15 protein-coding genes are annotated in these 14,156 nt (G+C 33.1%); 6 read left to right on the forward strand and 9 right to left on the reverse strand.

Features of this window, described 5'->3' with window-relative positions:
* Positions 1 to 11 precede the first annotated feature (11 nt).
* The 4 genes from rfbC to HPY79_07085 are packed head-to-tail and all read right to left on the reverse strand — an operon-like array spanning position 12 to position 3,697.
* Entirely contained in the window at positions 12 to 557 is a 546-nt protein-coding gene (rfbC, locus tag HPY79_07070) for a dTDP-4-dehydrorhamnose 3,5-epimerase (protein NSW45556.1), read from the reverse strand.
* Entirely contained in the window at positions 554 to 1,435 is an 882-nt protein-coding gene (gene rfbA, locus HPY79_07075; GenBank protein NSW45557.1) for a glucose-1-phosphate thymidylyltransferase RfbA, read from the reverse strand. The genes rfbC and rfbA overlap by 4 nt, the downstream gene beginning before the upstream one ends.
* Positions 1,432 to 2,379 (reverse strand): SDR family oxidoreductase, encoded by a 948-nt coding sequence (locus HPY79_07080; GenBank protein NSW45558.1) that lies wholly within the window; start codon positions 2,377 to 2,379, stop codon positions 1,432 to 1,434. Before HPY79_07080 ends, rfbA begins: the two co-directional genes overlap by 4 nt.
* A gap of 1 nt (position 2,380) precedes the next feature.
* Positions 2,381 to 3,697: a UDP-glucose/GDP-mannose dehydrogenase family protein gene (locus HPY79_07085; GenBank protein NSW45559.1), complete on the reverse strand. Its 1,317-nt coding sequence runs from the start codon at positions 3,695 to 3,697 to the stop codon at positions 2,381 to 2,383.
* A gap of 644 nt (positions 3,698 to 4,341) precedes the next feature.
* On the opposite strand from HPY79_07085, the gene HPY79_07090 reads away from it, so the two are divergent.
* Positions 4,342 to 5,202, forward strand: a complete 861-nt coding sequence (locus HPY79_07090; protein ID NSW45560.1) for a sigma-70 family RNA polymerase sigma factor — start codon at positions 4,342 to 4,344, stop codon at positions 5,200 to 5,202.
* Between the two features lie 74 nt (positions 5,203 to 5,276).
* Here the strand turns inward: HPY79_07090 and HPY79_07095 are convergent, their stop codons facing one another.
* From HPY79_07095 to HPY79_07105, 3 genes are read right to left on the reverse strand one after another with little or no spacing between them, the layout of a single operon-like run.
* Entirely contained in the window at positions 5,277 to 7,127 is a 1,851-nt protein-coding gene (locus HPY79_07095) for a T9SS type A sorting domain-containing protein (GenBank protein NSW45561.1), read from the reverse strand.
* Between the two features lie 59 nt (positions 7,128 to 7,186).
* Positions 7,187 to 8,140 carry a phosphoribosylaminoimidazolesuccinocarboxamide synthase gene (locus HPY79_07100; protein NSW45562.1) on the reverse strand — a complete coding sequence of 318 codons (954 nt, stop codon included), beginning with the start codon at positions 8,138 to 8,140 and terminating at the stop codon, positions 7,187 to 7,189.
* The gene (locus tag HPY79_07105) at positions 8,141 to 9,082 is read right to left on the reverse strand and encodes a PhoH family protein (protein ID NSW45563.1); all 942 of its coding nucleotides are present in this window, start codon (positions 9,080 to 9,082) and stop codon (positions 8,141 to 8,143) included.
* Positions 9,083 to 9,357: 275 nt separating this feature from the next.
* Between HPY79_07105 and HPY79_07110 the strand changes: the two genes are divergently transcribed.
* From HPY79_07110 to mazG, 3 genes are read left to right on the forward strand one after another with little or no spacing between them, the layout of a single operon-like run.
* Positions 9,358 to 10,122, forward strand: coding sequence for an SAM-dependent chlorinase/fluorinase (locus tag HPY79_07110; protein ID NSW45564.1), 765 nt, complete (start codon positions 9,358 to 9,360; stop codon positions 10,120 to 10,122).
* Positions 10,119 to 10,427: an antibiotic biosynthesis monooxygenase gene (locus tag HPY79_07115; protein NSW45565.1), complete on the forward strand. Its 309-nt coding sequence runs from the start codon at positions 10,119 to 10,121 to the stop codon at positions 10,425 to 10,427. The genes HPY79_07110 and HPY79_07115 overlap by 4 nt, the downstream gene beginning before the upstream one ends.
* Positions 10,417 to 11,199, forward strand: coding sequence for a nucleoside triphosphate pyrophosphohydrolase (gene mazG / locus HPY79_07120; protein NSW45566.1), 783 nt, complete (start codon positions 10,417 to 10,419; stop codon positions 11,197 to 11,199). Before HPY79_07115 ends, mazG begins: the two co-directional genes overlap by 11 nt.
* 3 nt (positions 11,200 to 11,202) lie before the next feature.
* Here mazG and HPY79_07125 read toward each other — a convergent pair whose 3' ends face one another.
* Both HPY79_07125 and HPY79_07130 read right to left on the reverse strand, forming a co-directional pair.
* On the reverse strand, positions 11,203 to 11,586 hold the full coding sequence (locus tag HPY79_07125) for a thioesterase family protein (protein ID NSW45567.1): 384 nt from the start codon (positions 11,584 to 11,586) through the stop codon (positions 11,203 to 11,205).
* A gap of 11 nt (positions 11,587 to 11,597) precedes the next feature.
* Positions 11,598 to 11,933 (reverse strand): hypothetical protein, encoded by a 336-nt coding sequence (locus tag HPY79_07130; GenBank protein NSW45568.1) that lies wholly within the window; start codon positions 11,931 to 11,933, stop codon positions 11,598 to 11,600.
* Between the two features lie 478 nt (positions 11,934 to 12,411).
* Here HPY79_07130 and HPY79_07135 point away from each other — a divergent pair, with 478 nt between their 5' ends.
* Both HPY79_07135 and HPY79_07140 read left to right on the forward strand, forming a co-directional pair.
* Positions 12,412 to 12,672, forward strand: coding sequence for a type B 50S ribosomal protein L31 (locus HPY79_07135; protein ID NSW45569.1), 261 nt, complete (start codon positions 12,412 to 12,414; stop codon positions 12,670 to 12,672).
* Positions 12,673 to 12,827: 155 nt separating this feature from the next.
* Complete coding sequence (locus HPY79_07140; protein ID NSW45570.1) at positions 12,828 to 14,153, forward strand: PhoH family protein; 1,326 nt, start codon at positions 12,828 to 12,830, stop codon at positions 14,151 to 14,153.
* The last annotated feature ends 3 nt before the right edge of the window (positions 14,154 to 14,156 follow it).

The raw sequence follows: 14,156 nt of genomic DNA on the forward strand, positions 1-14,156 counted from the left end.
TTGTTTATTTTTTAAAAATAATGAGCATTTGAAAATAATGGAAGTAATTTATCTTTTTCAGAGACAATAACTTTTGGGGTTTCAATTTTCCAATCAATGTTAAGTTGTGGGTCTGAGAAAATAATCCCTCGTTCGGCTTCTTTATTATAAAAATTATCGCATTTGTATGAAAAGATAGCTATATCAGACAGTACACTAAATCCGTGAGCAAAACCTCTGGGAATGTAAAACATTTTTTTAGTTTCTTCGTCGAGTTCTATGCCGTACCATTTTCCAAAAGTTGGGCTATTTTTTCTTAAATCTACGGCTATATCCAATACTTTACCTTTGATAACCCTTACCAATTTTGCTTGAGCATATGGTTCTATTTGATAGTGGAGTCCTCTTATAACCCCAAATACCGATTGTGATTCGTTATCTTGTACAAAATGATTTGTGATTCCAAGTGAATGAAATCGTTTTTCGTTATATGATTCAATAAAATAGCCACGATGATCGTTGAAAATATCGGGTTCAATTATTAACAAATCTTTTATTGGTGTTTCAATGATTTTCATTGCAAAATATATTTGTCATTAGCAATATCTAACAAATATTCTCCATAAGGGTTGTTTCGAAACATTGATGCTAAACTAATAAGTTGTTGCTTATCAATAAACCCTTCTCTGTATGCAATTTCTTCGATACAGGCAACTTTAAGTCCTTGTCGTTGTTCAATAGTAGCAATAAAATTGGATGCTAATAGGAGCGACTCATGCGTGCCTGTATCGAGCCAAGCCATACCTCTACTTAATAGTTTTACGTTTAATTTATTTTCGTTTAAATATAATCGATTAAGATCGGTAATTTCAAGTTCGCCACGTGCTGAAGGTTTTAATGTTTTTGCTTTTTCAACAACCGTATTATCGTAAAAATATAGCCCTGTAATAGCAAAGTTCGATTTAGGATTTTTGGGTTTTTCTTCGATACTAATGACTTTACCTTCTTTATCAAATTCTGCAACTCCATATCGTTCGGGGTCTTTAACATAATAACCAAAAACGGTAGCTCCTTGTTTTAGCGAAGCAGCTTCTTTTAACATTTTTCTTAGTCCATATCCGTAAAAAATATTATCGCCTAAAATCATACAAACTTCGCTATTGCCAATAAATTCTTCGCCAATAATAAAAGCTTGTGCTAAGCCGTCGGGTGAGGGTTGAATTGCATAACTAATTTTTAATCCCAAGTGCGAACCGTCGTGAAATAGGTTTTCATATAACGAAATATCTTTAGGAGTAGAAATAATAAGAATTTCTTTTATGCCTGCCATCATGAGTACTGACAAGGGATAATAAATCATAGGTTTGTCATAAATAGGCACTATTTGTTTTGAAATACTGATGGTAATAGGATAAAGTCTTGTTCCCGAACCACCTGCGAGTATTATTCCTTTCATAAATTAAGTTCTTTTTTAAAATAGTTTATAGTTAGTTTTAATCCTTCTTCGAGTGGAACTATAGGTTCCCAATTATTTAGTAGTTGTTTGGCTAATGAAATACTGGGTTGTCGTTGAGTAGGGTCGTCTTCTGGGAGAGGTTTAAAAACGATTTTTGATTTTGAATGTGTAAGCTGAATTACTTTTTCGGCTAATTCGAGTATGGTAAATTCGCCTGGATTTCCAATATTAACAGGTCCTGTAATTGAATCGGGCGTTGCCATCATTCGCATCATGCCTTCGATAAGGTCTGAAACATATTGAAAGCTTCGTGTTTGACTTCCATCGCCATATACAGTAATATCTTCGTTTTTTAAAGCTTGTACAATAAAATTTGATACTACTCTTCCGTCGTTGGGGTGCATTCGTGGTCCATAGGTATTAAAAATTCGAATGATTTTAATACGCACGTTATTTTGTTTATGATAATTCATAAAGAGCGATTCGGCACATCGTTTTCCTTCATCGTAACACGAACGAACGCCAATGGGGTTAACATGTCCCCAATAATTTTCTGTTTGAGGGTGGATTTCGGGGTCGCCATAAACTTCGCTTGTAGAGGCCTGTAAAATTTTAGCTCGAATTCGTTTAGCCATACCAAGCATATTAATAGCCCCCATTACGCTTGTTTTTATGGTTTTTATGGCGTTGTATTGATAATGAATAGGTGATGCGGGACAAGCCAGATTGTATATCTCATCTACTTCTAAAAAGATAGGATTAGTAACGTCGTGGCGAATAATTTCGAAATATGGGTTTTCTATTAAATGACTTATATTTTGTTTAGAGCCAGTAAAAAAATTATCTAAGCAAATAACTTCGTTGTTTTCATTTAACAAGCGTTCGCATAAATGTGAACCAATAAACCCAGCTCCGCCTGTAACTAAGATTCGTTTTCGTATCATTTTATTTTCTACCTAATCCATAATATATAAAGCCCGCTTCTCTGATTTCCGAAGGCTCGTATATATTACGACCATCGAAAATAATCAATTCTTTCATAAGTTGTTTCATTTTATCAAGGTCGGGAATTCTAAATTCATTCCATTCTGTAACAAGCAATACTGCGTTAACGTTTTGTAGAGCTTCGTAGGGTGAGTTGGCATATTCAATAGTATTCCCGATTCTACGCTTACATTCGTTCATTGCGACAGGGTCGTAAGCGATTATATTTGCACCGTGTTCTTTTAATGTTTTAATGATGGCTAAAGATGGGGCTTCACGCATATCATCGGTATTGGGTTTAAATGATAAACCCCAAATAGCAAATTTCTTTCCTTTGATATCTCCTTGGTAATGTGCTAGTACTTTTTTAGCTAATAATATTTTTTGGTCTTCGTTAACTTTATCGACTGATTGTAATATTTCAAAATTATAATGAAATTCTTTAGAAGTATTAATAAGTGCTTTAACATCTTTTGGGAAACAAGAACCACCATATCCAACACCTGCATATAAAAATTTATTGCCAATGCGAGGGTCGCTTCCAATTCCTTTGCGAACCATATTTACATCGGCACCTACTAATTCGCAAACACGAGCAATCTCATTCATAAAACTTATGCGAGTTGCTAACATGGCATTGGCAGCATATTTGGTAAGTTCGGCCGAAGCAACGTCCATAAATATTATAGGGTGATTGTTTAAAATAAAAGGTTTGTATAACTTACGCATAACTTTCTCGGCTTGCTCAGATTCAATCCCAACGACAATTCTATCGGGACGAAGAAAATCTTCGATAGCGTTTCCTTCTTTTAAAAATTCTGGATTAGAAACTACATCAAAGGGAATTGATAGATTTCGTTTTTGGAGTTCTTGTTGTATGGTGTTTTTAACTTTTTGAGCTGTACCAACAGGAACTGTGCTTTTGTTAACAATCACCATATAGTGATTCATATGTTGACCAATTTCTTTGGCAACTCCCAGTACATATTGCAAATCGGCTGACCCATCTTCGTCGGGTGGAGTTCCTACTGCAATAAATACAACCTCGGCGTCTTTGATACTTTCAGCTATACTCGTAGTAAAGAAAAGTAAACCTCTTTCTTTGTTTTTTTTAACCATCGATTCTAAACCAGGTTCATATATTGGGATAATTCCTTGGTTAAGTTTATTAATTTTATTTTCGTCGATATCGACACAAGTAACCGTAACACCTGTTTCTGCAAAACAAGTACCAGATACAAGACCTACATATCCGGTTCCAATCATTGAAATTTTCATAAATAAATGATTATTATTTTTAATCTACAAAAATATAAACCTTTATTTTATTAACCAAAGAAAGCTATCAGTTTGAGAAAAAAAAGAAATTAACATGGTTTAGCAACAAAGTTTTAACATTTTAAATGATACAAAAAATAAGACCTTTGCAACACTTCTTTTTTTGGTCGAGGCCAACCCATTTGTCGTCATTTTGAGCTTGTCGAATTGCTCGTCATTCTGAGCTTGTCGAAGAATGACCCCAATGTTTATTTAGGTTTGTGAATGGTTATACCTCGACAGGCTCGGTATGACGGTGGGTGTAGGGTTTATTCTTCTAAAAATATTACTATTATTATTAGCCTGATTGTATTTTTTTATTCATCCTACTTTGGTTAAAAAGGTCTCAAAATATTCGCTAAAAAATTTTGATAAAAAAAGTTAATTAGTTGATTAGTCTAAAATATTATTTGGCAAATAACGTTTTTTGTACTATATTCGCAGTTTGAAATTATGCATCATTTGTTTTTGCAAATAATTAAAAATGAATGTCTTACGAAAATCGCTTCTATAATAAACATTAGTTTTAAAACTTTAATTAATAATTTTAGTATTGACATTGGTTAAAAAGCATTGTAATTTTGTAACGAAAAAAAAATAAATATATGAGGCAACTAAAAATCACAAAATCAATTACTAACCGCGAAAGTGCTTCGCTTGATAAGTACTTACAAGAGATTGGTAAAGAAGAATTAATAACGGTTGAAGAAGAAGTTGAACTTGCTCAACGGATAAGAAAGGGAGATAGAGAAGCTCTTGAAAAACTTACACGTGCAAATTTGCGATTTGTAGTATCGGTTGCAAAACAATATCAAAATCAGGGCTTGAGTTTACCTGACTTAATCAATGAAGGTAATTTAGGTTTAATTAGAGCGGCAGAAAAATTTGATGAAACCAGAGGTTTTAAATTTATTTCTTATGCAGTTTGGTGGATTCGTCAGTCTATATTGCAAGCATTAGCAGAGCAATCGCGTATTGTACGTTTGCCTTTGAATCAAGTAGGTGCTTTAAATAAAATTAATAAGGCGTTGTCAAAATTTGAACAAGAGTACGAAAGAACACCTACACCTGAAGAATTAGCAGAGTTATTAGATTTACCCAAAGAAAAGGTAATGGATACCTTGCGTGTTTCTGGACGTCATGTATCTATGGATGCACCTTTTGTTGAAGGAGAAGATAATAGTTTAGTAGATGTTATTGAAAATCCTGACTCGCCTGTAGCTGATGGTAAATTGATTAACGAATCACTTAAAAAAGAAATTGAACGTTCGTTAGCAACATTAACAGAACGAGAACGCGATATAGTTCGTTACTTTTTTGGTCTTGGATGCCCCGAAAAAACTCTTGAAGAAATTGGCGAGGAACTTGGTTTGACTCGTGAACGAGTTCGTCAAATAAAAGAAAAAGCTATTCGTCGTTTACGTCATACAAGTAGAAGTAAATTATTAAAACAATATTTAGGTTAAACGAGTTTTTATAGTAAAAAAAAAGAGGCTGATTTAAATTTAAGTCAGCCTCTTTTTTATTGATAAGCTTTTTCTTATTGAATAATAAGTTTTTGAGTAAATGTTTTTTGATTGGATGTATATTGTACCATGTAAATACCTTTGCTAAGACTTGAGATATTGAAAAATTGTGAAGTTTGATTTACAAAAGCACTATAAACAGTTTTTCCAGTAATGTCAGTAATAGTTAAATAACCATTGCCATTAGAGTTAAGAATTACATAATCGGAGGTTGGATTAGGGAATAAGCTGATTTTATTGCCGCTTAATTCTTCTATACCCGAAATGGTTGACATATCCACTTTAGCAACTTGAGTAACTTCTTGTGTTGCATCGTGTTGAACAAAAGCTACAAATTCACAATTATCTTTTACAAAACCGGTAGTTGAAAAATTAAATGTAAATGTTTGGGTTGTATTTTGTGAAAAATCTAAATCGGTACCGGCAGCATCGGGAAACATTTTACGAAGAACAAAATCAACTTCTGTTTGATTATACCATGTAACGGCGATGTTAGATTCTGTTAATGCAGTATGCAGTTTTAACCCATTGGTAAGGAAAGGATAGGTTTCTTCTACAGTTATTGTTGCTTGGTAGGTATCTACTCCGGTATTTACGATATTAATATTTAAATTTTGTAAGGCTGGAATTGGGTAACGTTCGTTATATAATGGTAAATAAGCAGTATATAAACTTTGTGTAGCATTGCCACCTTCTACTCTTAATTTGCCGTCAACAACCATAGTAGGAAATGCTTCAATAGCATAGTATCCGAGACGTTGTTGAGCATCTACGTTTTCGTATGCATCGCCGCTATGATATTCGATAGCAACAGCTTCTTTATGGTTAACTTCAATTAGATCGCGTAAGCCCATTGCAGCTCCAGGACAATATTGGCACCATGTACCTGTTCCGCCTTCGAATAATACTTTGTTACGTGTAACACCACCAGCAATTGTTACCGATGCAGTATTTGAAGCTTGCGAATATCCGCTCGTACCATATCCAGCTCTTACTATATAATTATAGGTATTAGGCCATGGTCCTAAATCGGTATAAGAGTTATTGGTAGTATTTAAGATAACAATACCATTTCTCATTAATTTATAATTATTTGGGGCTGGATTGGGGGCTGTCCATGTTACATCAATATCAGCACCATTGATGGTTGCTGTTAAATTTGTTGGTGCTGTTGGAGCATTAACTTGTTCATAAAGTAAATCATCAACATAGTAACCTTTGGTAGAACCTCCTGTATTAGGAGTAGGTGAGCCTGTACCATCCCATGCATAGAAATTAATGGCGTCTAATTTATGAAGTGTGCCAGTGCCGAATGATCCTTTGCTCCATTGATAGCTAATCAATTCGTTGCCATCTATAAAGCAGGTTGCATAGTCGTCGTCCACATCGACAATCATTTTAACACTATGCCATGTGCCACGTGTAAAGCTTGTGCCGGCAGCAGTAGCTGCACCTGCATCGACATAGATCGAGTCGTTATAAATATATGCTTGAAAAGCCCATTCGCTATTTGCACCTGCAAAACTATGAAGCAGGTTAAAATATCCGATATGACTAGCGGGAACCAACATTTGCCAACTTAATTCATAGCGTCCGGTCGTTTTTCCGCCACATTTAAAAATTTGGTCGTTAGAACCAGCAATGTAAATAGAATTAGAAGGGCTAACCGATTGAGCATTCGAAATAATGCCATCTTCGGCGCCGCCAGGAGCATTCGACCATGTAGTCCACCATGTTGAACCTATGGTTTGAGCTACTTTGGCATTATTGGCATACGAATCGAAATTGTCTGAATACAACACTTGTGCATTCAAACTAACAAAACCTAGTGTAAAGGTTAATAAAAACAAATAAAGTTTTTTCATAGTTAAAAATTAATGGTTAAACTTGGTACAAATATATAAATAAATCGATTTAGAAAAAATTAGATAGATATTTTTTGGAGGAAAAACTGGATGTTATTGTAAATTCTTTCTTCAATGTTTTCAATATTTGCTTTTATGAATTTTTTCCCGGTAATTTTTTCGTAGAGTTCGATGTAGCGTTCCGATACTTGATTTACAAATTCATCGCTCATTTCGGGAACTTTTTGTCCGGCTTCTCCCTTAAATCCTTTTTGCATGAGCCATTCGCGGACAAATTCTTTGGAGAGCTGGCGTTGGGGTTCATTTTTAGCAAAACGTTCTTCGTAGCCATCGGCATAAAAATATCGCGAAGAGTCGGGTGTGTGAATTTCGTCAATTAAATATATTTTTCCATCTTTTTTTCCGAATTCATATTTTGTATCTACTAATATAAGACCTTGCTGTTTTGCTATTTGGCTTCCACGTTCAAACAAAGCTAAGGCAATTTTTTCGATTTCTAAATATTCATTTTCAGGAATAAGTTGTTGTTTAATGATTTCTTCGCGTGAAATGTTTTCATCGTGTCCAATATGGGCTTTGGTAGTAGGTGTTAAAATAGGGTGTTCGAATTTTTGATGTTCTTTCATGCCATCGGGTAAGGGTATTCCACAGATTGAACGTTGCCCCTTTTTATAATCACGCCAGCTTGAACCGGTTAAATAACCTCTAACAATTATTTCGACTGGATATGGTTCGCATTTGTAGCCGATAGTTACATTTGGGTCGGGCGAGTCTATTTTCCAATTAGGTACAATGTCTTTGGTAGCATCTAAAAACATGGATGCTATTTGGTTGAGCACTTGCCCTTTGTAAGGAATGCCTTTGGGTAAAACTACATCAAATGCAGATATACGATCGCTAACTACCATCACCAATAATTCGTCGTTGATAGTATATACATCGCGAACCTTTCCTTTATAGAAATTAGTTTGACCTTTCAATTTGAAATTGGTTGATACTACTGAATTCATAATTTATTTATTGTTTTGAAATTTATCATATGCTTTTACAATATCTTTAACTAATTTATGCCGAACAATGTCTAATTCATTAAATTCAATTATCCCAATACCTTCTATATCTTTTAGAATTTGTGTAGCAATATATAATCCTGATTGTTGTTTATGATTAAGATCGATTTGTGTTATATCTCCGGTAATTATAAATTTGGCATTTTTGCCCATACGTGTTAGAAACATTTTTAATTGAAGGGTAGTAGCATTTTGTGCTTCGTCGAGAATAACAAAAGCATAATCTAAAGTTCTTCCACGCATATAGGCTAAAGGTGCAATTTCAATAATTCCATCTTCGATGTATTCTTCAAGTTTTTTTCGTGGAATCATATCGAGTAGTGCATCGTACAAGGGCTGTAGATAGGGGTCGAGTTTGTCTTTTAAATTTCCGGGCAAATAACCTAAGTTCTCGCCGGCTTCTACTGCCGGACGACTGAGTATAATACGCTTTATTTCTCTATTTTTAAGTGCTTTAACGGCTAATGCGATGGCGGTGTATGTTTTTCCGCTTCCGGCTGGTCCTGTTACTATAACTAAATCGTTTTGAGTAGAAATTTCAATTAATTTTTTTTGATTGGGAGTGTAAGCTTTTATAGGTTTACCTTCGTTGTTATGAATAATGGTAATTTCTTCCATATTAGAGTATGATGATTGATCGTTGAAAAAATATAAAATTTTCTGCTCTGATAATTCTTTAAATTTGTTGAAGAAGCTAATCAATTCATTTATTTTTTTAAATGCATATTCTACTTCGAGTTCTTCTCCTATTATTTTAATTTCATTTCCTCGTGCTATTATTTTAACTTGGGGTAAGTGTTTTTGAATTAAATGCAGGTTTTTATGTCTTGCACCAAAAAAGAGAATGGGTTTTTCGGTTTCAAGAACAATAAGTTTTTCTATCATGAATTTTTTCTTTAATTTTGAGACAAAGAAAATGATTTTTTTTTAGGTATGCATTCAGCATGCAAAAATAATATGATGTTTTTATTTTTCTTTATCGTAGTCATTGTCAATTACGTGGGATAGGCAATTTTTGTAGCAAAAGTAATCACGTTCTGATGAGTATCCGTAAAATCTTCTTAACAGAATGTTCACCATTCTTTAAAAATTATTGTTAACTTGCACACGGATTAGTTACTTTTTTAGTAGGAGTAAACGAGAGTAAAAAAATATTAACAATGCCGAATGTAGTAATAATAAGTGATTGGAATAAAGACGATTACTATCGTGTCATGACAGAAGGAATGCTACTTAAATTACATCCTGACATTAAAATATTTTACCCTAATCATTACATAGAGTTGCACGATTTAATGCAAGCAGGCTTTATCTTACGTATAGCATTATTTTCTTATCCCGAAGATACAATATTTATTGTTGGCATTAATTCTATAGCTGACGAAGATAAAGGTTACTTGTATGTTAATGTTAATGAGCGACATTTATTTTGTGCAAACAATGGTATTATAGCCTTTATTGACGACATTCATAAAAAAAAAGTATATAAGTTACCATTTGATGAAACTACTTTTGCTGAAAAAGATGTGTTTATTCCTAGTATAGGTAAATTAATAGATGATAAAAATATTCCATTAGGCGAAGAATGCCATGATTATCAAAAAGTTAAAAAATTTTATCCCGATTTTTCCAATAACATTCTTACGGGAATGGTTATTTTTGTTGATTCTTACGGTAATGCAATTACAAATATAAGTAGATCTAAGTTTGAACAGTGTAAGGCTGACCGAAATTTTATTATATATCCAGGCACAAAACACGAATGTATTAAAAAAATTTCAACCTCGTATTACGAACATACGAACGATGAATTATTTGCTATATTTAATTCGGTAGATTTACTCGAATTAGGTATATTTAACGATAATATAAGTAAATTATATAATTTATTACCAAGAACCCATATAACCATTGAGTTTTTATGATATTAAGAGTAGTTAAAATGAAGGTAGAAAACAATAAGTTAGAAGCCTTCGAATTGTTTATGAATAATTTGCACGACGAGAAACTAAAATTACCCGGATGTTTGCATTTTGATTTTTTTCATGAACGGCAAAACAAGAATGTTTATTATACATATACTATCTGGGAAAACGAGAAATATTTAAAACAATATAAAAAGAGCGATTTATTTAAAGAAGTTGTTTCTACATTAAAAAGTTTATGCTTAGAAGAGCCTCAGGCTTGGACGATAGAAAATGTGTTTAATCAGGTTAGCCATGAAGAATAAAGAAAAAGCTGTTGAAAATTTTATTCGTTTGCTCGAAATAATGGACGAATTGAGAGAAAAATGTCCGTGGGATAAAAAACAAACGCTCGAAAGTTTAAGAAAACTTACTATCGAAGAAGTTTATGAGTTAGCACAAGCCATAGACGAAAAAAATCTCGATGAATTAAAAAATGAATTAGGCGATTTAATGCTTCACATTGTTTTTTATGCTAAAATTGGCGAAGAACTAGCAGCATTTGATATGGCAAGTGTACTTGATACCATCAATAATAAACTGATACAGCGTCATCCGCATATATATGGTGATGTAAAGGTGAATAATGACGAAGACGTAAAACGAAACTGGGAAGATATTAAGCTTAAAAATGGTCGTAAGCGAGTGTTAGAAGGTGTCCCAAAGGGCTTACCGGCTATTGTTAAGGCATATCGTATTCAGGAAAAGGTTAGGGGAGTGGGGTTTGATTGGGACCAACGTGAGCAGGTATGGGATAAAGTTACAGAAGAAATGAATGAATTAAAAGCCGAAGCGTTAGCTATGAATAATAAAGAAAAAATAGAATCCGAATTGGGCGATTTACTATTCTCTATCATTAATGCAGCTCGCTTGTACGATATTGACCCCGAAAAAGCCTTAGAGCATACCAATCGAAAATTTATGAAACGCTTCAATTATTTAGAAGATAAAACTTTGTTAAAAGGTCGTTCGTTGCACGATATGTCATTAGACGAAATGAACGAGATATGGGAAGAAGCTAAAAAGTTTGATGAATAGTTTTTAAATTATACTCTTTAAAAATTGTTCTTTATTAACAACTGCTCGTTTGTGTGTCCCTTCACCGATTTTTCCTCTTGAATCGTATGCTTCTACGCTAAAGGTGATTTTATTTTTATATATCTCAATAATTTGAGCTTTACATGTAATGATATCACCGATAGGGGTTGCTTTTAAATGTTTAACACAAATTTCAATACCTACCGATGTCTCTGAAGAATCGATATGCTCGTTAAGGAGTTCGTTGCTAGTTTGTTCCATAAAGGCAACCATTGCAGGAGTGCTAAAAACATCAACAAGGCCAGAACCATATGTCATAGCAGAATGCTTTGGCTCGGATTTTAAGGTTGTTTCGAAACTTAAACCAAGTTTTAATGTGTCTTTCATATTTTGAATTTTTAATCAATAAACGGATTTGGATAAACTACTACACCCGGTAAAGTTGGGTGGTCGGCTGCTAAATACGAACGTTCATAGTTTCTTATTAAATAAACGCTGTATAAATCATATCCCGAAAATAACAGCCAAAATGACGAAAAATATAAAAATGAGTACATCTGAAAAAAATAACTAAGAAAAATAGTGGGCAATAAAATGAGTGAAGAGGTTAATAATATTAAACGGTAATGATGAATATTTATAGGATATTTGCTATGAACATAGGGCATTAGCGATGAAAACGAAAAACCTTTTAACTGTTGCGAAAAATTAACTTTAGCAATAAGTTTAAGCATGATGCTTTTTATCAATTCTTGAAAAAAAATACCCAATAAAAAAATAGGAAGACTATATTTTACCTCAAAAAAGACAGTTTTAAAACCTTCAAAAATAAAAGAAAATGAGTGAAAATTGAAATATAATAGAAAAGAGTTACATAAAAACCAGAATATAAAAAGAATTATACACACAATATTGCCTTTGAGTGTCGTAAAAACGATCTCTTTTTTAAAAAAATAATTACCTTCGCTGGTGTTTTCTGTAATCGGAGTTTTCATCTCTCAAAAATACGCTACAATTTTGAAATATCATAATACCCTTTTCAAATATTTTTAACAGGCTAATTTTATTATTTTCATTAAAAAAAGGCTTTTAATAAGAAATTTTTTTATTAAATCGTTTTCAACATAATGTGGTTAAAAATATGCAAAAAATGTTTTGATAAGTCAAAAAATAAAACTATCTTTGCGGTTCAAAAATAATATTAAAGATTGTATGAAAAAGGATATTCACCCCAAAAATTACAGACTGGTAGTATTCAAGGATATGTCGAACGAACATATTTTTATTACCAAATCTACAGCAGCAAGTAAAGAAACCATTGAAATAGATGGTGTAACTTATCCACTCATTAAAGTTGAAATTTCTAATACTTCTCATCCATTTTACACCGGTAAGGTTAAGTTGGTTGATACAGCTGGTCGTGTAGATCGCTTCCGCAATCGTTATCAAAAACATTACGAAAGTAAAAAATAAATATCTTTAGATAACCTTATTATAAAAAACGGGGTCATTTTTGATCCCGTTTTTTTATTAACATTAGATGGTGTAAATCTTCTATTAAAAAAAGCTTAATTCAACAACAAAAAAGCTTTATATTCGTAAAAGTTGATAATTTTAAACAAAAGAATATGGCAAAGAAAAAGATTTTTATTTTGGATACGAATGTTATATTACACGATTTTCGTTGTATATATAAGTTTCAAGAAAACGATTTGGTTATCCCCATAGTAGTTTTAGAAGAGTTGGATAAAATGAAAAAAGGAGCGGATCTTATAAGTTATAATGCACGTGAGTTTACACGCGAACTCGATCATTTAGCTGGGAAACGGCAATTTAAAGATGGAATTCCGCTTGGAAAAGGTCTTGGAAAATTATTTGTTGAAACAGGCAAAGAATATTCTAAGAAATTAGCCGAATCTTTTCCCGAAAAAACTCCCGATCATCGTATATTAGCGATTGCCGATTATATTGCAGCCAATAATCCGAAAATTCCGGTTATTCTAGTTAGTAAGGACATCAATTTGCGAATGAAAGCCAAATCGTTGGGGTTAGATGCCGAAGATTACGAATCGGATAAAGTACAAAACCTCGATCAGGTAAACGATGTAATACCAACTATTGAAGGATTTTCAAGTGGAATTATTCAACGCTTATATGATGATTCAATGGGTATTCCGTTAGAAGAGATTAAATTACCTCAACCACCAGTGGCACATCAATATTTTATTTTAAAAAATACCAAGTTAAGTGTTTTAGTACATTTCGATCCTTACACTAAAATGTTTCAGCGAGTAGAAAAACGTAAAGCTTTTGGTATAGAACCACGCAATGCCGAACAAACTTTTGCCATGGATGGTTTGTTCCGCGAAACGGTACAATTGATGGCAATTACTGGTAGAGCAGGAACTGGAAAAACATTATTAGCCTTAGCTGCAGGTTTACATCAACGCAAAAAGTATAATCAAATATTAGTAGCGCGTCCAATAGTGCCTTTGTCGAACAGAGATTTAGGCTTTTTGCCAGGGGATGTTAAAGAAAAAATTGGACCTTATATGCAGCCCCTTTTTGATAATTTGAACGTAATAAAATACAAATTTAAAGCCGACTCAGCTGAAATTAAAACTATCGACGAAATGTTGAAAAACGAAACCCTTGTTATTGAACCTTTGGCATATATAAGGGGACGAAGCTTATCGAATGTTTTTTTTATTGTTGACGAAGCACAAAATTTAACACCTCACGAAGTAAAAACCATTATTACACGTGCCGGTGAGGGTAGTAAAATTATTTTTACCGGCGATATTGAGCAAATAGATTCGCCCTATTTGGATAGCAAATCGAATGGTTTAACATACTTAACCGATCGAATGAAAGGACAAGATTTATTTGCACATGTAAATTTAATTAAAGGCGAACGTAGTTATTTAGCAGAATTGGCAAGTTCTATTTTATAATCT

The organism is Bacteroidales bacterium (genome assembly GCA_013314715.1).
Classification (GTDB): domain Bacteria; phylum Bacteroidota; class Bacteroidia; order Bacteroidales; family GWA2-32-17; genus Ch61.